At 61.3% G+C, this 18,126-nt stretch carries 19 protein-coding genes; 9 read left to right on the top strand and 10 right to left on the bottom strand.

Annotated features, from left to right (window positions below):
- Nucleotides 1-299 precede the first annotated feature (299 nt).
- Complete coding sequence (locus tag R1W01_RS14900; RefSeq protein ID WP_297759353.1) at nucleotides 300-902, top strand: Crp/Fnr family transcriptional regulator; 603 nt, start codon at nucleotides 300-302, stop codon at nucleotides 900-902.
- Nucleotides 887-1,474: a DUF4202 domain-containing protein gene (locus R1W01_RS14895; RefSeq protein ID WP_297759351.1), complete on the top strand. Its 588-nt coding sequence runs from the start codon at nucleotides 887-889 to the stop codon at nucleotides 1,472-1,474. Before R1W01_RS14900 ends, R1W01_RS14895 begins: the two co-directional genes overlap by 16 nt.
- Here the strand turns inward: R1W01_RS14895 and R1W01_RS14890 are convergent.
- From R1W01_RS14890 to R1W01_RS14845, 10 genes are all read right to left on the bottom strand, one after another.
- Nucleotides 1,459-2,142 (bottom strand): NnrU family protein, encoded by a 684-nt coding sequence (locus R1W01_RS14890; RefSeq protein ID WP_297759348.1) that lies wholly within the window; start codon nucleotides 2,140-2,142, stop codon nucleotides 1,459-1,461. The genes R1W01_RS14895 and R1W01_RS14890 overlap by 16 nt on opposite strands.
- A gap of 12 nt (nucleotides 2,143-2,154) precedes the next feature.
- Nucleotides 2,155-2,400 carry a cytochrome C oxidase subunit IV family protein gene (locus tag R1W01_RS14885; RefSeq protein ID WP_297759344.1) on the bottom strand — a complete coding sequence of 82 codons (246 nt, stop codon included), beginning with the start codon at nucleotides 2,398-2,400 and terminating at the stop codon, nucleotides 2,155-2,157.
- Between the two features lie 4 nt (nucleotides 2,401-2,404).
- Entirely contained in the window at nucleotides 2,405-2,971 is a 567-nt protein-coding gene (locus R1W01_RS14880; RefSeq protein WP_243613350.1) for a cytochrome c oxidase subunit 3, read from the bottom strand.
- Nucleotides 2,968-4,932, bottom strand: a complete 1,965-nt coding sequence (locus R1W01_RS14875; protein ID WP_297759341.1) for a nitric oxide reductase activation protein NorD — start codon at nucleotides 4,930-4,932, stop codon at nucleotides 2,968-2,970. Before R1W01_RS14875 ends, R1W01_RS14880 begins: the two co-directional genes overlap by 4 nt.
- Nucleotides 4,933-4,937: 5 nt before the next feature.
- Complete coding sequence (locus tag R1W01_RS14870; RefSeq protein WP_317275295.1) at nucleotides 4,938-5,759, bottom strand: CbbQ/NirQ/NorQ/GpvN family protein; 822 nt, start codon at nucleotides 5,757-5,759, stop codon at nucleotides 4,938-4,940.
- Nucleotides 5,759-7,132: a cbb3-type cytochrome c oxidase subunit I gene (locus R1W01_RS14865; protein ID WP_297759334.1), complete on the bottom strand. Its 1,374-nt coding sequence runs from the start codon at nucleotides 7,130-7,132 to the stop codon at nucleotides 5,759-5,761. Before R1W01_RS14865 ends, R1W01_RS14870 begins: the two co-directional genes overlap by 1 nt.
- 12 nt (nucleotides 7,133-7,144) lie before the next feature.
- Nucleotides 7,145-7,597 carry a c-type cytochrome gene (locus tag R1W01_RS14860; protein ID WP_243613346.1) on the bottom strand — a complete coding sequence of 151 codons (453 nt, stop codon included), beginning with the start codon at nucleotides 7,595-7,597 and terminating at the stop codon, nucleotides 7,145-7,147.
- A gap of 102 nt (nucleotides 7,598-7,699) precedes the next feature.
- The gene (locus R1W01_RS14855) at nucleotides 7,700-8,506 is read right to left on the bottom strand and encodes an FAD:protein FMN transferase (protein ID WP_297759329.1); all 807 of its coding nucleotides are present in this window, start codon (nucleotides 8,504-8,506) and stop codon (nucleotides 7,700-7,702) included.
- Between the two features lie 99 nt (nucleotides 8,507-8,605).
- A complete protein-coding gene (locus R1W01_RS14850; RefSeq protein WP_297759326.1) occupies nucleotides 8,606-9,790 on the bottom strand; it encodes an NnrS family protein in 1,185 nt (394 codons plus the stop codon).
- A gap of 106 nt (nucleotides 9,791-9,896) precedes the next feature.
- On the bottom strand, nucleotides 9,897-11,933 hold the full coding sequence (locus tag R1W01_RS14845; RefSeq protein WP_297759323.1) for a NosR/NirI family protein: 2,037 nt from the start codon (nucleotides 11,931-11,933) through the stop codon (nucleotides 9,897-9,899).
- Nucleotides 11,934-12,137: 204 nt separating this feature from the next.
- Here R1W01_RS14845 and R1W01_RS14840 point away from each other — a divergent pair, with 204 nt between their 5' ends.
- From R1W01_RS14840 to R1W01_RS14810, 7 genes are all read left to right on the top strand, one after another.
- Nucleotides 12,138-13,844, top strand: coding sequence for a cytochrome D1 domain-containing protein (locus R1W01_RS14840; protein WP_411028165.1), 1,707 nt, complete (start codon nucleotides 12,138-12,140; stop codon nucleotides 13,842-13,844).
- A 71-nt stretch (nucleotides 13,845-13,915) separates the two neighbouring features.
- The gene (gene cobA, locus R1W01_RS14835) at nucleotides 13,916-14,698 is read left to right on the top strand and encodes a uroporphyrinogen-III C-methyltransferase (RefSeq protein ID WP_297759317.1); all 783 of its coding nucleotides are present in this window, start codon (nucleotides 13,916-13,918) and stop codon (nucleotides 14,696-14,698) included.
- Complete coding sequence (locus tag R1W01_RS14830) at nucleotides 14,691-15,023, top strand: c-type cytochrome (RefSeq protein ID WP_297759314.1); 333 nt, start codon at nucleotides 14,691-14,693, stop codon at nucleotides 15,021-15,023. The genes cobA and R1W01_RS14830 overlap by 8 nt, the downstream gene beginning before the upstream one ends.
- Nucleotides 15,020-16,171, top strand: coding sequence for a cytochrome D1 domain-containing protein (locus R1W01_RS14825; RefSeq protein ID WP_297759311.1), 1,152 nt, complete (start codon nucleotides 15,020-15,022; stop codon nucleotides 16,169-16,171). The genes R1W01_RS14830 and R1W01_RS14825 overlap by 4 nt, the downstream gene beginning before the upstream one ends.
- A gap of 3 nt (nucleotides 16,172-16,174) precedes the next feature.
- Nucleotides 16,175-17,167, top strand: a complete 993-nt coding sequence (locus tag R1W01_RS14820; RefSeq protein WP_243613338.1) for an Lrp/AsnC family transcriptional regulator — start codon at nucleotides 16,175-16,177, stop codon at nucleotides 17,165-17,167.
- 3 nt (nucleotides 17,168-17,170) lie between these two features.
- Nucleotides 17,171-17,644, top strand: coding sequence for an Lrp/AsnC family transcriptional regulator (locus tag R1W01_RS14815; protein ID WP_297759306.1), 474 nt, complete (start codon nucleotides 17,171-17,173; stop codon nucleotides 17,642-17,644).
- On the top strand, nucleotides 17,641-18,126 hold the full coding sequence (locus R1W01_RS14810) for an Lrp/AsnC family transcriptional regulator (RefSeq protein WP_297759303.1): 486 nt from the start codon (nucleotides 17,641-17,643) through the stop codon (nucleotides 18,124-18,126). The genes R1W01_RS14815 and R1W01_RS14810 overlap by 4 nt, the downstream gene beginning before the upstream one ends.

The following is an 18,126-nucleotide window of genomic DNA, read 5'->3' as shown; positions in this document are numbered from 1 at the left end:
CGCCATTGGACGAAGGTCGCAATCTCCGGGGCATTCGACCCGATACGACGAAAGTTTATTCGCTGCGCAGCGGTGAACTCTTCCGATCACCGGCCGATGGCCGCGCTTGAGTAATCTCTCTCAAGGCGGCATTGTGGACTTGGAATTCCGGCGCGGGTGTCTCTGTGCAGACGGAAGAGCGAACGAAAAGGTGCGAAGTGCTTCAGAGCCATCAACAGATTGCCAAGAATTCTCTGCTTCTGAAGAGCATACCAGAACCTCTTCAGGAGAGAATTCTGGCCAAGGCCACGCCGGTGGAGATGCGGCGTGGTGCGACGATCTTCTTGCAGGGCGAAGTGTCGAAAGCGATCTATATCGTGCTTGATGGCTGGGTAAAGCTCTATCGGATTACCCCCAATGGTGCCGAGGCCGTTGTCGGCACGTTCACCAAAGGCAACAGCTTTGGCGAAGCCGTCGCGTTTCGCAAAGACACCTATCCTGTCTCGGCTGAGACCGCCACGGACTGCACGGTGCTGCGCGTCGATGCAGCCAACATGCTTGCCACCATCTCCGAGGATCCGACTGTGGCCATCGCGATCCTCTCTGCAACGTTCGCACATCTTCACTCGCTCGTGTCTCAGATTGAGGCGCTTCAAGCACGCACCGGCGCGCAACGGGTCGCCGAGTTCCTTGTCGAGCTTTGCGGTGAAGACCAGATGGGCCGCCAGAGTGTTGTTCTGCCCTATGACAAGGTGCTCATCGCAGGCCGCCTAGGCATGAAACCCGAAAGCCTCAGCAGGGCCTTCGGCAAACTCAAGACATGCGGCGTGCGCATCAAGCAGAACCTTGCAGACATCGAGGACATGCAGGCCCTTCGCGATTTCATCGAAGAAGATCCTGCAAGTTCATGGCACACAGCATGAGCGCCCGCCTCGAAACTGCGCTGCGCTTGATTGATGCGGCCAATTCGCAAGACCCGAAACGCGAAAACGGTGAGCCTGCGGAACGTCTCTATGGGCACCGCATGAGCGCCGAGGCTAAACGCCTGTTCCCCGAAGCGTCTGAACATCTACAGATCGCGGCACGTGGACAGCATGTTGAGCGCTGGCTGCTGCCGCGCAGTGACTACCCGCTCGGACGGATCGGCTATTTGGAATGGCGCAAGGAACAAGGCCGTCGGCATGGTGAGCGCATTGCCGGGATCATGCGAGAGGCGGGCTACTCGGAAGACGATGCAGCGCGCGTGGCCGCAATGCTACGCAAAGAACGGCTGAAACGCGATCCCGAAGTGCAGGCCCTAGAAGACATCGCCTGTTTCGTGTTCCTGACATGGTACTTTGCCCCGTTCGCTGACAGGCAATCCGCAGAAGCGCTCGACAAGATCGTGATGCGCACCGCGCGAAAGATGTCCGCCGAGGCGCGCGCGCGGGTCCTCAGGGAATTCGATCTTCCAGAGCAGTTCGCCAAGGCATTCCGAGATCAGGGTCCGGGATAGACACCGATGACCGGCACATGTGCGTGCCAGGCCGTGATCCATATGAGACAAGCCAGCACAAGCCGTGCCAAGGACGGGCCGCTGCGTGGCTTCCAACGACCCGAAAGAAGCGCTGCTAGGGGCAACACGCTCGTCCGCGCAGCAAGCTCTGCCCATGCGGGTTCTCCCATGTCCTGCCGCCTGCGCCGCTCCACCAGCCGCATCCCGACGACGGAGAAAAACGCGAATACGCCGAACAGGAGCACATGCGCCAAGTCGCCATTGGCCCAGATATGCGCCCCCGACCAAAGAAGTAGCGCCCAAAGAAGCGGCTGACGTGTCACCCCGACGATGCCGGGCCTGACCGGATCAAATCCCGCTTGGCGCCCCTCGAACGCGAAAGGGTTCGCAGCCGCCGTGCCAAACACGACAAGCAAGATCGAGACGGGCATGACAAGGTTCACGGCCCAACGCGCCATGCTGGTCTGATCCCAAAGCGCCACCACAGGCGCACGGCCCGCCGCCGAAATCACCCAGACCAAAAGAGCAGTGGAAAAAAGGCTAAACGCAAGCATGTAGCCCTTCGCCCCAAGCGCGCTCACAAGGGCCCGCTTGACCCCAAAGGCCGCGGGTATCCGATGCGACGCCATGAAGATCACCATCGAAACCCCGAACTCGATCCACCCCATGCCCTATACTCCTCAACCGCCCGCAACGGCCAAACCCATCGCAACAACCATGAATAAACCAAGAAAAAGCGCGAATCCACGCAGCCATCCCGGCGCCCGGGACAAACCGAGATAAACCCGAAGGATCGTCTGCGCCTTGCCCCAGGCCAGCACGAGGATTGCAAGCGCAACCGCGGGTCCGTTTGCGTCGCTCCAAGCGATCAGCGTAGAGAGCATCGAGAAGGCAATCAAAAGACCCCAGGCAGCAGTCGCACTCATCGCATCATCCCAAGAGATACATGATGGGAAACAAGAGGACCCAGACCAGGTCCACCATGTGCCAGAACGCCGTCCCCGTTTCGACATTGCGAGGCGTTGCCTTCCATCCGACGAGACCAAGGATCACGATCCCGGCCACGACATGAACCGCATGAAATCCGGTCAGGAGGTAGTAGAAGGTAAAGAAAGGATGGGTCTCGAAAGTGATCCCAGCCGCCTCCTTGGCAGCATATTCCACCCCCTTGATCCACAAGAACGCCACCCCCAAAAGGGCGGCCGCGACAAGGTAGAACCGCGTGCGCAAGACGTTGCCTCTTTCGACGGCCTTGACAGCAAGCGCCGCAAGCCAGCCCGAAGTTACCAGAACGACCGTATTCACCCCTGCCCCTGTTCGGTGCAGGTGGGCTTGGGCCTCCATGAAACCGACCGGGTCAGTCAGCCGGACACCAAGAAACGCGAGCAACCCCGCCCCAAAGACCAAGAGCTCGGAAATGATGAGAACCCACATCATCAAATCGCCCGGGAGGGCATCTAGCCCGCTTCCCGTCTCTTGCGTGGCAGTCTCGCTCATCCGCGCCCCACGATCTCGCTATAGATTTTCGGCAACGCCTCGACGAGCTTGTCAGGGTTGGGAACAAGTGCAAAACCGCCCCGCCCAAAAATCCGCGGAAACCAAGATTTGCCATTGCGATCCACGGTCACCCCGAACACCGCATGTCCCGCGCGTCTCGCCTCCTGAACAGCCATGCGGCTGTCTTCGATGCCGTGACGCCCTTCATAGTGGTCAAGATCGTTTGGCTTGCCATCGGTGATGATGAGCAATAGGCGCCGCCGCCGCGCCTGCCGGGACAACTCGGCGGAACTATGGCGTATCGCGGCCCCCAAACGGGTATAGAACCCCGGCGTCAGCGCGCCGATCCGCGCTTCGACATCGGCCGACATCGGCTCATGGAGCGCCTTGACCTGTTGCAGAAACACGCGCTGGCGTTTCAGCGACGAGAAGGCATTGATCTCACAATCGTCGCCACAAGCCTCGATCCCCCAAGCAAAAGCGGCAAGCGCCTCGCGCTCCACGTCGATCACGGACCGTCCCCCATGCCCGTGTCCCGGTATCGCCGCTTCGGTCGAACGCGACACATCGAGTAAGAGCGAAATGGCAAGGTCGCGCGCCTCGTTGCGGGTCTGCCGCCAAACCCGGTCTGATCCCTCACCGCTCGCCAAAAGGTCAACCCGCGAGCGCACCGCGCGCTCCAAATCTAACTCGTCACCATCCGGGTGTCCGACCGTCGAGATGCGGCCGGGCCGCAAAGCCTCAAACCGCCGCCTGACGGCATGGATACGCGCAACAGCGTGCGGATCGCTGCGAAAGGCCGGGACATCGACCCCGGCCTCGGCCCGCAGGACAAGGACGCGCGTATGGTTCGGCATGTAGCGCCCTGTCCTCACATCCCATTCCGGGTAGGTATGTGTGTCCGAGAGGGTTTCACGGTCAACATCCTCAGGCGCGAGGTCGAGGTGCAGCTTGAGCTTGGTCGCCGGGGCGCGGCTCATCTGCCCGAGACCGATCTCATCCTGGTCATCTGCGGCCTTCTTGGCGTCGTCATTGTCGTCTTCCTCGATCCTGCGGTTGAGATTGACGAACTCGGCAAAGCTCAGGATCGCTTCAAACTTGTGCAGGATGAAGCTGTCATTGCGCTCGATCTGGTCGGCCTTGCGGCGCTTGGCGCGTTTGGCGGTGGTGCCGTCGCCCTCTTCCGGCGTGCCTTCCGTCTCGCAGGTCTCGACAGCCGTCGCCTCGGAGCGCCCCATTTCACGCAGAACCGGCCAAAGGGCCACCGGTCGAAACGGGCGGTAGCCGCGGGGGGCGGTGAAATACTCGGTCTTTCCGGTCCTGATCGCCTCAAAAAGCACCTGTTCGCGATCATCAAGCGCGCGCACGTCGCCAAGCATCCGGCGGATCACCGCCTCGACCGCGTTCTCCCAGAGGGGGAGCGCCGGTGTCTGGCGCAAGGCCAGGCTCGCCGCACAGAGATCAATGTAAAGGCCCTTGAAACCGGGCGCGGCCTCTAGGGCGGCTTCGACCATCTTCATGACGCGCCAAAGCGCTTTGAGATCGGCCTGCAACGGGTCATCTGGCAAGTCTTCGGCCACAGGCGCCTGCGACACGATCGCCACAAGCCAAACGTAGAGCGCGGCATTCGCCTCGCGCGCAGGAAAAACCGCCAGGCTCTCTGGCAGGCGAAGAGCCGCTCCGTCAAAGCTTGTCTGCGGCACGGCTTCGGCCCATGTCCCGAGCCGTCGGCGCAAAGAGAGCCGGTGCTGGCTCACCTCATCTGCGACGGCTTTGATCTCGACGGCGGGATCGCCGCCAAGTCCCCTGAATAAGATCGCCAGCCGTCCGCCGACCTCGGAAAGGCCGACCCGGGCTCCGTCGTGGACATCAGGTGCGTCCAGACGGCTGGCATATCGATGCCAAAGTTTCCCGACAGTTTCCTCGGGTTCCCACGGTTCGATTTCGATCTCGTGTCCCACGTGCCTCACCCAAAGATCGCGGTGACAAGATCGAGGAGCCCACGTTTCACGTCCCGGTCATCGCTGAGCGGTTCGATCATCGCGACGTTGATGGCGCGTTCGACGGGCATACCCTGCCGGATCAGTGTGGCGGCATAGATGACGAGGCGTGTCGACACCCCCTCTTCGAGGTCTTGCCCCGTCAGGTCGCGCAACTTGCCTGCAAGACGCACGAGCGGCGCAACACGGTCCTCCGACAAGCCGGATTCGCGCGCCACCACTGCAGTCTCGTGGGCCGGTGCCGGGAAATCGAATTCGACCGACACAAAACGCTGGCGCGTCGATGGCTTCAGAGTCTTGAGGATATTCTGGTATCCTGGGTTGTAAGACGCCACGAGCATGAATCCGTCCCCCGCCTCGAGCTCCTCACCGGTGCGGTCGATGGGCAGGATGCGACGATCATCCGTCAGCGGGTGCAGGACAACCGTGACGTCTTTGCGCGCCTCGACGACCTCGTCGAGGTAACAGATCGCTCCCTCACGCACAGCGCGGGTCAGCGGTCCGTCGACCCAGACTGTCTCTCCCCCCTTGAGTAGGAAGCGCCCGATCAGATCCGCCGCGGACAGGTCGTCATGGCAGGCAACCGTATAGAGCGGGCGACCAAGCCTAGCGGCCATATGCGCAACGAAACGCGTCTTGCCGCATCCGGTCGGCCCCTTGAGCAAGAGCGGAAGCCTGTTCTCGTAGGCGGCCTCGAAGACCGCGCATTCATCGGCCTGCGGCTGGTAGAAGGGGGCGCCATGCGCCGCCCCCTCCGCTTGTTTGGTGAATGATCCGTCCATATCCATCACTCCGCTGGGGTGCTTGCCGGTTTGCCGGGCGCGATGATCTCGGCTTTTCGGCTGGCCAGCATGGCATAAATGAACAATGCGGCACCAAGCACGACCGCGACACCGGATCCGAAACGCATCACGTAGAAGATCCAAAGCTGGTCCTGAACGTCCATGTAGTACTCGCCATTGACGCGTTGCAGATGCGTCTGAACAGTACCGGCAAAGGTCAGGGTGAAGGTCATGAAGACCATACCGCCCGACATGAGCCAGAAGGACGCCATGTTGAGCACCTGGTTATAGGGATCACGCCCTTTTAGCACCGGAAGCGCATAGCTGATGATGGCGAGGTTCAGGGCCACATAGGCACCGAAGAATGCAAGGTGGCCATGCGCAGCCGTAATCTGTGTGCCGTGGGTGTAGAAGTTCACGCCGTGAAGCGTATGCAGGAAGCCCCAGACGCCTGCGCCAAAGAAAGCCAGCGTCGCGCAACCGAGCGACCACAAAAGGGCTGCCTTGTTCGGGTGGTCCCGACGCCCTTTCCAGACCATGATGAAGGCGAATGCCATCATGCCGAAGAACGGGATGACTTCGAGCGTCGAGAAGATCGACCCGATCCACTGCCAGTAACCGGGTGTACCGATCCAGTAATAGTGGTGGCCGGTGCCGAGGATGCCCGAGAAGAGCGCCGTGGCAACGATGACATAAAGCCATTTCTCGATGACCTCACGGTCAACCCCGGTCAACTTGAGCATCAGGAAGGCGAGGATCGAGGCCATCACCAACTCCCAGGTCGCCTCGACCCAGAGATGCACGATGTACCACCAGTATTGCTTGTCGAGCGCAAGGTTCGCCGGGTTATAGAAGGAAAACAGGAACAACAGCGACAAGAGCCAAAGCCCCAGAAGCAGGATGTTGGTGATCGCGGTTTTCTTGCCTTTGAGCACCGTCATCGAGATGTTGTAGAGGAAGATCAGCGCCGCAACGACGATCCCCGCCTTGACCCAGCGCGGCTGTTCGATGAACTCGCGCCCCTCGTTGCCGAGAAGGAAATTCCCGTCAAATAGATTGAAGAGATAGGTCACAACAACACCGGCGGTGCCGAGAACGAGAATGCCGAGCTGAAGATAGGCCAGTTTCGGCGAGTGGATCTCGCGCTCGCTTTCTTCCGGCACAAGGTAATAGGCCGCGCCGAAGAAGCCGAGAAGCAACCAGACGACAAGGCTGTTGGTATGCAGCATGCGCGCGATATTGAACGGCAGGATCTCGGACAGGAAGTTCCCGTCCACATAGATCCACCCCATGACGAGGCCGATGGATACCTGAACCGCGAAGAGGATCATCGCGACCAGGAAATACGCATAGGCGATTTTCTGTGTTTGATATTTCATTGTCGTTTCTCCTCAACCCGCATCATTCGGGGGCCAGTCCTGCGCACGGATCGTGTTCGTCCAGAGCAGGAAGTCCGCCAATTCGCGGTATTCCTCGTCCGTTAGGTTGAAGTTGGGCATCTGGCGGCGCCCCTCGATGCCGGTCGGCATCGCATCCATCCAGCCCTTGAGCATGTCGAACGCGCCTTCGGGATCATCCTCGACCCCCCAACGCGTCATGACATTGGCAAGCTCCGGCGCGAAATAGGCCCCTTCCCCGAGAAGCGTGTGGCAGTTGATACAGGCGTGTTTTTCCCAGATGTGTTTCCCCGCCGCGACACTCTCGGTCAGCGTCGCCTTGTTCGTCGAGGTCGTGACGATGTAGCGGTGTGAATGGGCGGATAGCCCGATGAAAATGAGTATGAAGAACAGGGAACCGCCATAAAAGATATTGCGGGCCATGCTCTTGGTCATGACTTCGCGCATTGCGAGTGTCCTTCCCTTGGCAGTTGTTGACTGGCCCGAACCTGTCTTTCCGCCCCGAGTCGCTCCTTAACGAAAGTCAATTGCAGAGCGGAATGGCAGCGCTCAGCCGAGGAAAGCGATTTGCACGTCATTCAAACGGGACAGGCAAGCGGCAATCTCCTCCCGGTCCATCAGGCAGAACGCCGTTGCGAGCCCATCCGCCAGCACCGCCTCGCGGGCGGATACGGCAACGGTGTCCCATTTCGGGTGCCGGCCCTGCGGATGCATGATGTGATACGCCTTCTGCCTGCCGACCCGCGTAGCCCCCGGCGAGGACGTCGCGAGGCCCCGATTGCTCAAGGGCAGCGTGGCGACCAAGGCCCCGTTCGCCCGCGCGATTCCAACCTCCCAGAGCCTGCCATCCGCAGCGCACCCAAGCGCATGGATCTCGCCCATATCGACAAAGGCATCTTCAATCCCCGAGGATTGCAGCAGTGTCGCGATGCGATCCGCGGCATATCCTTGTGCAATGCCATTGAAGGTGAGGCTCATACCCGGACGCAACCGGATGCGCTCTCTTGAGAATGCCACTTTGTGCCAGCCGGTCTTCTCCCGTGCCGCCACGACATCGCCCCCCGCCTCATAAGCCTGCCAAAGCACCTGAACTGTCGGATCAAAGACCCCATTTGTCGCGCGATGCAAACGATCGGCCCACTCGAAAAGCTCAAGCATGTCAGGCGTGGGATTCCGGAGGATCCCGGTCTCGTTGAGCCGTCGCAATTCTGAAGGTTGATAGAGCGAGACCTGCGTCGCAATGCGGCCGATCTCACGCTTCACATCTTTCCACAGCCTGCGCCTCTGCGCGGCAGGCATGTCCACGACCTCGATCCAAAGATCCGCTCCGAATGCGCGCCCGCGCCAACGCGCCACGTGACTTTCCGCAGACGCGCGAACACCCCATGGCACCGCGAGGGCACTGGCAGATAGGCCAAGGAAAAGCCGACGCGAAACCTTCAAGAACGCCTCCTATCAACGGTCGAGCCGCGGCCCGAGCAGGACCGGCAGGTAGCTCACGCTGAAGAGTGTGAATGCCAGGATCCAAAGCCCGCCGGAGGTCAGGACCCCTGCATAGTAGAACTCGGGAAGGGCCGATCCGACAAACCGCGCCAATGCGGCGAGCGGTAATAGTGCATAGGCCAAGACCACTTCGCTGCGCACCTTGAGCGCGCGACCTGTATGCCCAAGCGCCGCCCGTGTCATGACCGAAAGGGTCATCCCGCCAATGCCACCGATCGCCAGGACATGCAGTGCGGCGACTTCCGACCCGGCTCCAAGCGTCGCCAGACCGAAAAGAATGAGACCAAGTGCGTTCATGAAATAGGACAGGTGGAGCGTCCACAGGATCGGCTCGCGTAGCGCCCAGCGCCCCTGCCAGCCGGTCAGCCTTGAAAGCCCCAGCCCGCCCGCCACGATCAGAACGGATGCCCAGATATCCTCCGGCACTCCGAGCAAGAGCCCCGCCGGCGAAAGGAGCGCCGCAACCGTCGCCACGCGCGCGAGCCAGTCAGGTTCGCCCGGAAGGCCCTGCTCCCGCCCGCTACGCAGCATCGCGTTGCGGGTAAAGGCTGGCGTCACGCGTCCACCGAGGATCAGGATCAGCCCCGACAGGGACACAAGCCCGATCCGCACTCCGATCCAGGCACCATCGTCGATCACGCCGCCCCATTCGAGATGCATCATCAGATTGCCACTCCAGAAGAAGAGGATCACGAGGAAAAGGATAAGCTGCTGTGGCTTGGGACGTTTGAGCAGCAATTGCAGAATACGGATGGCAAGGACAGGCAGGAACGCTAGATCGCAAAGAGCAACAAGCCACTCAGGCAAGGCACCCGACCAGAACACGACCAGCCGACCACCGAGCCAAAACGCCGACAGGGTCGCGAAGAATGGCACTGACCCGAGCTTGGCCCCGGTCCAGTTCGGCGCCGCCGTCAGAAGGAAACCCGCCACAACCGCTCCGCCGTAGCCAAAGACCATCTCATGCGCGTGCCATAGATGCGGTGCCATGAAGAAAGGCATCTCGTTGACCATGCCGCCCGCCGCATGGATGGCAAGCCATCCCTCCCAGACGATCATGCTAAGAACCGCGAAGATCCCTGCCGCGAGAAAGAAGATACGGAACCCGGCTGTGAAGAGGCGCCCAAAACCCGTCATGTCTTTCTCCTATAGTTCGCTCTGGGGACTATGCTCACTCTCTCTTCTCAGCTGCGGCTGCTTCACTCCTTAACGAAAGTCAAATGCCGCAGATTAGGGCCTAGCCCTATGCGTTCCCGCCGCCGCTGCGCGCTCGTCGCTTGAGGATCGGGCATTGTGTGCTGTCATTCATGATCACCTGGCAGCGCAGGCACAGGACGCACTCATTGGGGTTGATCCGTCCCACAGAATCGATCGCGCCAACCGTGCATTTGGTCTCGCACATTCGGCATTCCCGCCCGCATTGAGGGCGCCGATGCAGCCAGTCAAAGATCTTGAGCTTCGACGGTATCGCCAGACCTGCACCGAGCGGGCAAAGGTACCGGCAATAGAACCGTTCGATGAACAGCCCGGCGACAAGGAGCGCCACGACGAACAGGACAAACGGCCATGCACGCATCATGCGCATGGAGATTGCCGTCTTGAACGGCTCGACCTCGGCAAGCACAAGCGCATCGTGCATGGAATAAAACGAGAGCGCCACTATGGCGACAAAGGCCGTATATTTCAGGATCCAGAGCCGCTCATGCAGAGCCTGCGGCACGGCAATCTGCCGGATTCCCAGTCGAACCGCGAGATCGTTGAGAAGCTCCTGCAAGGCGCCAAACGGGCATAGCCAGCCACAATAGATCCCCCGCCCCCAAAACAGGACGCCCAACGCAACGAACCCCCAGAGCAGGAAGATCACCGGCTCGATCAGGAAGGTTTCCCACCGGAATCCCCCCAACAGGGATTGCAGGAACGCGACGACCTGAACAACACTCAGCTGCCCATTCAATCCCCATCCCAGAACAAGGAGTGTGCAAGACAGGAACCCGATCCGCCCATAGCGCCATAGCTTTGGCCGCCGCACAAGCCATTCCTGCGCCAGCATGACAAGGCCAAGCGCGCTGAGCATTGCACTCACGAGGATAATTTCGGCGCGGCTGTCCCGCCAGGCGCTGATCCAGAGCGGCGAGTGCTCAGGTGGCGGACTGGTCTGGAAGAATTTAGGAAGTACGTAATCCGCCCCGACCTGCAACGCCACCTCGCCACCTGTTTCCGCCGGGCGAGTCGCACGCACCTCCACCCTGATCGGTTTCAAAGGATCGACCGTTGCCGGAAGTCGGAAAAGGCTGATCTCCTTCACCTCCGGCGCGCCATCTGCGCGGAGCCGTTTGACCATGTGATACCTGTCCTCGGTCGGCTGAAACCGTGTCTCACCCTGCGTGATCGTCAGTCGGTCAAAGACCCCGCTGCGTCGCCAGGCGGTCCCTCGGTGCGAATAGAGACCCGAGGAGATTACCACGAGCGCCGTTTCACCAAGCCCGAGATTTCCTACCGCGCTGGTAAAGACCTGCTGGCCGAGCAGGTTCTGTCCGACGCTCGGCGGATCGACCAACCCGGTCCAGAGATGCAGGAAATCCCCCTGCCCGCTCTCGACCGGAACCTTCGCCCCCACAAGGGCGACCGATGCCTCCGCCATTGTCACCCGCGCCTCGGCAAGAGCACCCGCCTTGACCAACTCCTCCCAGCCCATCTCTACATAGGTCAGCCGGTCAATCCCCGCGCCAACGGAAATGAGGCCGCGTCCTGCGGCCAGGGTGCGCGCCGTGCGCAGGATACCGTCCCGTATGACACCCGTGGAAACCGTGGCGCGGCTTATCACATCGGGCAGGGCCTCCTGACTTCCCGCAAAGGAGCGACGAAGGTCATGGCCCCTGAACTGCAAGACATAGGTCTCAATATCCTCATCCGATATCCCGAGCGTCAGGACAGGTTCGCTGTGGCGCAACAGGATCGCGCCAAGGATCGTTGCTTGCGGAGAAATCGCCACCACGACATCCAAGGGCCGCCCCGAATAGCCGACGGACTCCGCCACCTCCCATGTCGACGCCATATAGGCGATCACACGCTCACCCGAGGCTACGGTCCATCCGGGAACCCCATCCTCTACACGGGTCACGGAGAAAGGCGCATGGACGCCAAGCATGGCCCCGATCTGCGCCTCGGAAAGCGTCAGTTCGGGAATGCCATCCGGGCCGGCCCATGCGCCTGAGGGCATTTCGAGACCGGCAATCGCCAAAATCAACAAGGATAGGACAGAGCGAAGAAAGGGCCGCATGGCAGGCTCCCGTGGCATGTCAAGAAACGCCTCCTTGGGCGCTGCCACACCCTGCGACCGACGCTGCCCCTCCAGCCTTAACAAAAGTCAAGGCTCTTCACGATCGCGTGATTCATACTTGGACATGCCTCACCAGCGGAACGGAGAAACCCAATGAGAATCCGACAAATTCCAGCCAGACGAGCACTTCTTTCAAGTGCAGCCATGGCTATGGCCCTACTTGCCTCGCCTGTCGCAGCCGAGGAAAAGCCCGCCGAACATGCTGACGGCCCCGCCGCAGCCTATGAACCTTCGATGACCACGCTCGCGGAAATCGCAGTTGAGATTCCGGGCCGCAAAGAGGGCGACCCGGTCATGACCCAGGAAGAATTCCAGACCGGCACCAAGATCTACTTCGAACGCTGCGCCGGTTGCCATGGTGTGCTGCGCAAAGGCGCGACGGGCAAACCCCTGACCACCGACATCACGCGGGACAATGGCTATGACTACCTGCATAGCTTCATCACCTACGGCTCGCCCGCCGGCATGCCCAACTGGGGCACATCCGGAGAGCTGACCGAGGACGAGATCGACCTGATGGCGCGCTACCTACTGCTGGAGCCGCCCGCGCCGCCTGAATACGGCATGGCCGAGATGCGCGAGAGCTGGAACGTTGTCGTCGCTCCCGAAGACCGTCCGACCGAGAAGATGAACGACATCGACATCGACAACCTGATGTCCGTGACCCTCCGCGACTCCGGTCAGATCGCCTTGATCGACGGTGCGAACTACAAGATACACGCCGTGCTCGATACCGGCTATGCCGTTCATATCAGCCGGATTTCCGCCTCCGGCCGCTATCTCTTCGTCATCGGCCGCGATGCCAAGGTCAACATGATCGACCTTTGGATGGAAGAACCGGCAACCGTGGCCGAGATCAAGGTCGGCATGGAGGCGCGCTCCGTCGAGACCTCGAAAATGGAAGGCTGGGAAGACAAGTACGCGATTGCCGGCTCCTACTGGCCGCCGCAATACGTAATCATGGACGGCGACACGCTCGAGCCGCTCAAGATCAAATCGACCCGCGGCATGATCTATGACGAGCAGTCTTACCACCCGGAGCCGCGCGTTGCCGCGATCCTCTCGAGCCACTACCGGCCCGAGTTCATCGTCAACGTCAAGGAAACCGGCAAGATTCTCCTGGTCGACTACACTGATCTCGAGAACCTCAAGACGACCGAAATCGAAGCCGAGCGTTTCCTCCATGATGGCGGCCTCGACTCGACCCATCGCTACTTCATCACGGCCGCCAACGCCCGTAACAAGCTGGTGGTGATCGACACCAAGGAAGGCAAGCTCACCGCCATCACGGATACCGGCGGCGCGACCCCGCATCCGGGCCGTGGTGCGAATTTCGTGCATCCCGATCACGGGCCGGTTTGGGCCACGTCCCACCTTGGCGACGACTCGGTTGCCCTGATCGGTACCGACCCGGAAGGTCACGCCGACAAGGCCTGGGAAATCGTCGAGAGCTTCTATGCCCTCGGGGGTGGCTCGCTCTTCATCAAGACCCACCCGGTCTCGGACAACCTCTATGTCGACGCGCCGCTGAACCCGGATGCAGAGATCTCGGCCTCCGTCGCTGTGTTCAAGATCTCCGACATGAAGGCTGGCGTGGAACCGGAATACACCACCCTGCCGATCGGCGAGTGGGCCGGGATCGCGGATGGCCAGCCACGTGTGGTGCAGCCTGAATTCAACAAGGATGGCAGCGAAGTGTGGTTCTCCGTCTGGAACGCCAAGGACAAGGTCTCGGCCATTGTCGTGGTCGATGACAAGACGCTTGAGCTGAAGGAAGTGATCAAGGACGAGCGCCTGATTACACCGACTGGCAAGTTCAACGTCTACAACACCCGTGGCGACGTTTACTGACGCCACCGCGCGGGAAGGGGGTCCCCCTTCCCGCACTTCCCCTCCCTGAGATAGCCAAGAAAGTCAGAGCCATGAAAGATCTCACCAAGGGCAAAGTCTTCCTCATCGGCGCAGGGCCGGGCGATCCCGACCTGCTGACCCTCAAAGCGGTGAAAGCACTCAATACCGCCGATGTGGTGGTCTATGACCGCCTTGTTTCGCCTGAAATCATGGCCCTCGTGCCCAAGGGCACACGCCGGATCGACGTCGGCAAGCAACCTAAATGCCACAAGGTACCCCAGGAAGGTATCAACGCGCTTCTGGTGGACCTCGCGGCCAAGGGGCTTTGCGTCGCACGCCTGAAGGGAGGTGACCCGCTGATTTTCGGACGCGGCAGCGAAGAGGCCGAAGACCTCCGCCTCGCCGGTGTTCCCTATGAGTACGTGCCCGGCATCACCTCGGCCCAGGGGGCCGCCACATCGACAGGCGTCCCGCTGACCCACCGGGGGCTTGCAACTGGTGTGCGCTATGTCACCGGCCACCGGGCCAAGGATGCCTCGCTCGATCTCGACTGGCCTTCCCTTGCCAGCGAAGACACAACCCTTGTGGTCTACATGGGGGCGATGAATATCGGGGATATCTCCCGCAAGCTGCGCAAGAACGGCCTGCCCGAGTCCCTACCTGTCATGGCCATCGCCTCGGCCACGACGCCGCGCGAAGCCCGCCTCGTCTCGACCCTCGACAAGATTGCTGACGACATGGCTACAAGCGATCTTACGGCTCCTGTGCTCTTTATCATCGGACACGTGGTCTCGCTCTATGGCACTGTCGCTGCCGGACATCACTGCCCCGAACTGGTTGCTGCCTATGCCTGACCTGCGCGCATGTCTGATCTTCGGCCTCGCGACCCTGACAGTCTCAGGGAGTTCTCAAGCCGAGGGCATCTCCGCGCCCCGTGCGGACGAACTGGAACATATGCTGATCCAGGATTGCGGCTCGTGCCATGGGCTAACAATGAAGGGCGGGTTGGGAAGCCCGCTGACCCCCGAGGCCCTCGACGGCGCTGATGCCGACACGCTGGCCTTTATCATCCTCGAAGGTGTGCCCGACACGGCGATGCCAGCTTGGCGCCCGCTGTTGAGCGATAACGAAGCCCTTTGGATTGCGAAATACCTTCTCAAGACGGAGCAGAAAGAATGAAACGTCTCCTCGCGGCTACCGCCCTCGCCCTCCTGCCCCTCACCGCACAGTCCCAGGATGCCAGCTATGCGACAGGCGATCTGGGGCTTGTCGTCGAACGGGCAACCGGTTCTGTCCTGCTGGTCGATCGCTCGGACCACGCGGCCATCGTACAGATCAAGGGCCTTGGCGACCTGTCTCATGCCTCGATGACCTATAGCCCCGACGAGCGTTTCGCCTATGTGTTCGGACGCGATGGCGGCCTGACCAAGGTGGACCTGCTCAAGCGCGAGGTCGTTGCCCGCACGATTCAGGCCGGCAACTCCATTGGCGGCGCAATCTCTGACGACGGAACGCTTGTCGCCGTCTCCAACTACACCCCCGGCGGCGTCAAGGTGTTTGACGCGGACACGCTCGCACTCGTGGCCGACATCCCAGCCGAGGGCAAGACCATCGGCCTCGCAGACCTGCCGGGCCGCCGCTTCATCTGGACAGTTTGGGACAGCGGCAAGGCCTTCCTTGGCGATTTCTCGGGCGCCGCCCCAATCGTCACCAATCTCGGTGAAGTGGGCAAGAACCCCTTCGACGCAGTGGTGACCGACGATGGCCATACCTACCTGATCGGCCTATTCGGCGAAAAAGGTGTCACCGCCATCGACCTCTGGGACGAGCTCCCAACCCCGCGGAAATTCCTCGAAGACTACGGCAAGATCGAAGACGATATGCCGGTTTACAAGATGCCCCACCTTCAGGGATGGGCCTTTACCGAGGGCCAGTTCGTCCTGCCGGCGGTCGGTCGTCATGAGGTTCTCTGGGTCGATCGCGATACGCTCAAGGAAACCGCGCGCACAAAGGTCCACGGCCAGCCCGTCTTCATCATCGCACAACCTGCCTCGCCCTATGTCTGGGTGAATTTCGCCACGCCCCGCAACGGCGTCGTGCAGGTCATCGACAGCCGCACGCATAGCGTTGTCAAGACCCTCGAACCCGGCAAGGCGATCCTACACATGGAATTCGCTCCGCGTGGCGCCGAGGCCTGGGTGTCTTCGCGCGACGACGACAAGATCATCGTCTACGATACGCATAGCTTCGAAGTCAAAGCCGAGATAGATGCCCAATCCCCGTCCGGCATTTTCTTCACCGCCCGCGCTCATCAACCTGGACTTTGAACCATGTTCTCCCGGCTCGACACGCTTGATCAAGCTCTTCTCGATGGGTTCCAGCGCGAGTTCCCAATCGAGACACGCCCCTTCGCCCGGATGGCCCGCACGTTGGGTGCCTTTGAGGACGACGTGCTGATCCGGTTGCGCCGGCTTCAGGAGGCCGGACGCATCGCCCGTGTGGGGGGCACCGTGCGCCCCAATACCGCTGGTGCGTCCACCTTGGCGGCCATCGCTGTCCCCGAGAGCCGTATTGACGCGGTCGCCGCTCAGGTCGGGGCAGAGCCGGGCGTCAATCATTCCTACCTGCGCGAGGACAGGGTCAATCTCTGGTTCGTAGCGACAGCCCCGGACAAGGCCGCCCTTACCGAAAGCCTCGATCGCATTCGCGCGACCACCGGGCTTGAGGTCCTTGACCTGCGCCTCGTTCGCCCCTTCAATATCGACCTTGGGTTTTCTCTAAGCGGGCAAGCCCGTACTCTGATGCCAACAGGCACACCGGATCTGAACGCCCTTCTAGAAAGCGACCGCCCCATTCTCCACGCCCTGAGCCAGGGCCTGGCCCTCGTGCCACGACCCTTCGAGGACGTTGCACAGAAACTCGCTCGAAGTGAGGCAGAGATCCTTGCGCGCATCCGTGCCCTAGAGACGGCCGGCATCCTGACGCGGATCGGCGTGATCGTGCGTCACCGCGCCATCGGTTGGACAGCGAACGCAATGGTCGTCTGGGATATTCCCGAAGAGCGCATTGCCGAGGCCGGAACCGCATTGGCCCGCCACCCTGGCGTGACCCTGTGCTACCAACGCAAGACCGTGCCGGGGGTCTGGCCCTATCGGCTCTATTCCATGATCCACGCCCGCGACCGGGAGGAGGCCGAGACCATCCTGCAAGGCGCCCGCGCCCTGCCGCCTCTTCGTGGGGTTGACCACAAGGCGCTCTTTTCCCTGCGCTGCTTCAAGCAAAAAGGCGCTACGCTCGCGCGCGCTGACGGCAAGGCGGCCTGAGCAATGCGACGCACCCCCCTCCCCCAAGACACGCTCGACGCCACGGACCGCGCGATCCTCAATACGCTGCAAGAGGGTTTCCCGCTCTCGCCGCGCCCCTTCGCGGAAGCTGCCGCGCCTCTTGGCATTTCCGAAACCGATCTCATAAACCGCATTGCGCGTCTGCGCGAAATCGGCGCGATTACCCGCTTTGGTCCCTTCATGGATGCCGCTGCTATGGGCGGCGCCTTCTGCCTCTGCGCCATGCAGGTACCGGACGAGAGATTCGAAGAGGTCATGACTTTGGTCAATGCCCTGCCCGAGGTGGCGCATAATTATGAACGCGTCCACAAGCTCAACATGTGGTTCGTCCTCGCCTGCGACAGGGCCGACGAAATCCACGAGGCGGCGGACCGGATCGAAGCGCTCACCGGCCTCACCGTGCGGCGTTTTCCGAAACTGAAAGAGTTCTTCATCGGCTTCAAGGTCACGGCATGAGCATCGACCAGACAGACCGGCGCCTCCTGATCGCCACCGAAAGCGGGCTTCCCCTCTCGCCAACTCCCTATGCCGAGGTCGCGGCATGGCTTGACCTTGACGAAGCCGAGGTGATCTCTCGCCTGCGGCGGATGCAGGACAGCGGTATCATCCGCCGCATCGCGATCGCCCCCAACCACTATGCGCTCGGCTTGGTCGCCAACGGCATGAGCGTCTGGGACGTAATCGACACAGCGGCTGAGACCCTTGGGGAGCAAATCGGCGCGCTCGATTTCGTGAGCCATTGCTATCTCCGCCCACGCTCCCTACCCGACTGGCCCTACAATCTGTTCGCCATGATCCACGGCCCCGACCGGGAGACGGTCGAAACCCACCGCGAGGAGATCAAAGCCCTTCTCGGCTCGGCCTGCCGCAAGAACGACATTCTCTATTCGAAACGCATCCTCAAGAAAACCGGGATGCGCCTCAAGAAAGGAGCGTAG

Origin of the sequence: Shimia sp. FJ5 (assembly GCF_032918335.1) — a bacterium.
In the GTDB taxonomy this organism is placed as follows: Bacteria; Pseudomonadota; Alphaproteobacteria; order Rhodobacterales; family Rhodobacteraceae; genus Shimia; species Shimia aestuarii_A.
The sequence above is the reverse complement of the archived record's forward strand: the minus strand, read 5'-3'. Positions and strand labels throughout refer to the sequence as shown.

Bases quoted from the DNA above. Each gene is read 5' to 3' on its own strand.
- R1W01_RS14900 (WP_297759353.1), top strand. From the start codon at position 300: ATGCGGCGTGGTGCGACGATCTTCTTGCAGGGCGAAGTGTCGAAAGCG.
- R1W01_RS14895 (WP_297759351.1), top strand. From the start codon at position 887: ATGGCACACAGCATGAGCGCCCGCCTCGAAACTGCGCTGCGCTTGATT.
- R1W01_RS14890 (WP_297759348.1), bottom strand. From the start codon at position 2,142: ATGGGGTGGATCGAGTTCGGGGTTTCGATGGTGATCTTCATGGCGTCG.
- R1W01_RS14885 (WP_297759344.1), bottom strand. From the start codon at position 2,400: ATGAGTGCGACTGCTGCCTGGGGTCTTTTGATTGCCTTCTCGATGCTC.
- R1W01_RS14880 (WP_243613350.1), bottom strand. From the start codon at position 2,971: ATGAGCGAGACTGCCACGCAAGAGACGGGAAGCGGGCTAGATGCCCTC.
- R1W01_RS14870 (WP_317275295.1), bottom strand. From the start codon at position 5,759: ATGGATATGGACGGATCATTCACCAAACAAGCGGAGGGGGCGGCGCAT.
- R1W01_RS14865 (WP_297759334.1), bottom strand. From the start codon at position 7,132: ATGAAATATCAAACACAGAAAATCGCCTATGCGTATTTCCTGGTCGCG.
- R1W01_RS14860 (WP_243613346.1), bottom strand. From the start codon at position 7,597: ATGCGCGAAGTCATGACCAAGAGCATGGCCCGCAATATCTTTTATGGC.
- R1W01_RS14850 (WP_297759326.1), bottom strand. From the start codon at position 9,790: ATGACGGGTTTTGGGCGCCTCTTCACAGCCGGGTTCCGTATCTTCTTT.
- R1W01_RS14845 (WP_297759323.1), bottom strand. From the start codon at position 11,933: ATGCGGCCCTTTCTTCGCTCTGTCCTATCCTTGTTGATTTTGGCGATT.
- R1W01_RS14840 (WP_411028165.1), top strand. From the start codon at position 12,138: ATGGCTATGGCCCTACTTGCCTCGCCTGTCGCAGCCGAGGAAAAGCCC.
- cobA (WP_297759317.1), top strand. From the start codon at position 13,916: ATGAAAGATCTCACCAAGGGCAAAGTCTTCCTCATCGGCGCAGGGCCG.
- R1W01_RS14830 (WP_297759314.1), top strand. From the start codon at position 14,691: ATGCCTGACCTGCGCGCATGTCTGATCTTCGGCCTCGCGACCCTGACA.
- R1W01_RS14825 (WP_297759311.1), top strand. From the start codon at position 15,020: ATGAAACGTCTCCTCGCGGCTACCGCCCTCGCCCTCCTGCCCCTCACC.
- R1W01_RS14820 (WP_243613338.1), top strand. From the start codon at position 16,175: ATGTTCTCCCGGCTCGACACGCTTGATCAAGCTCTTCTCGATGGGTTC.
- R1W01_RS14815 (WP_297759306.1), top strand. From the start codon at position 17,171: ATGCGACGCACCCCCCTCCCCCAAGACACGCTCGACGCCACGGACCGC.
- R1W01_RS14810 (WP_297759303.1), top strand. From the start codon at position 17,641: ATGAGCATCGACCAGACAGACCGGCGCCTCCTGATCGCCACCGAAAGC.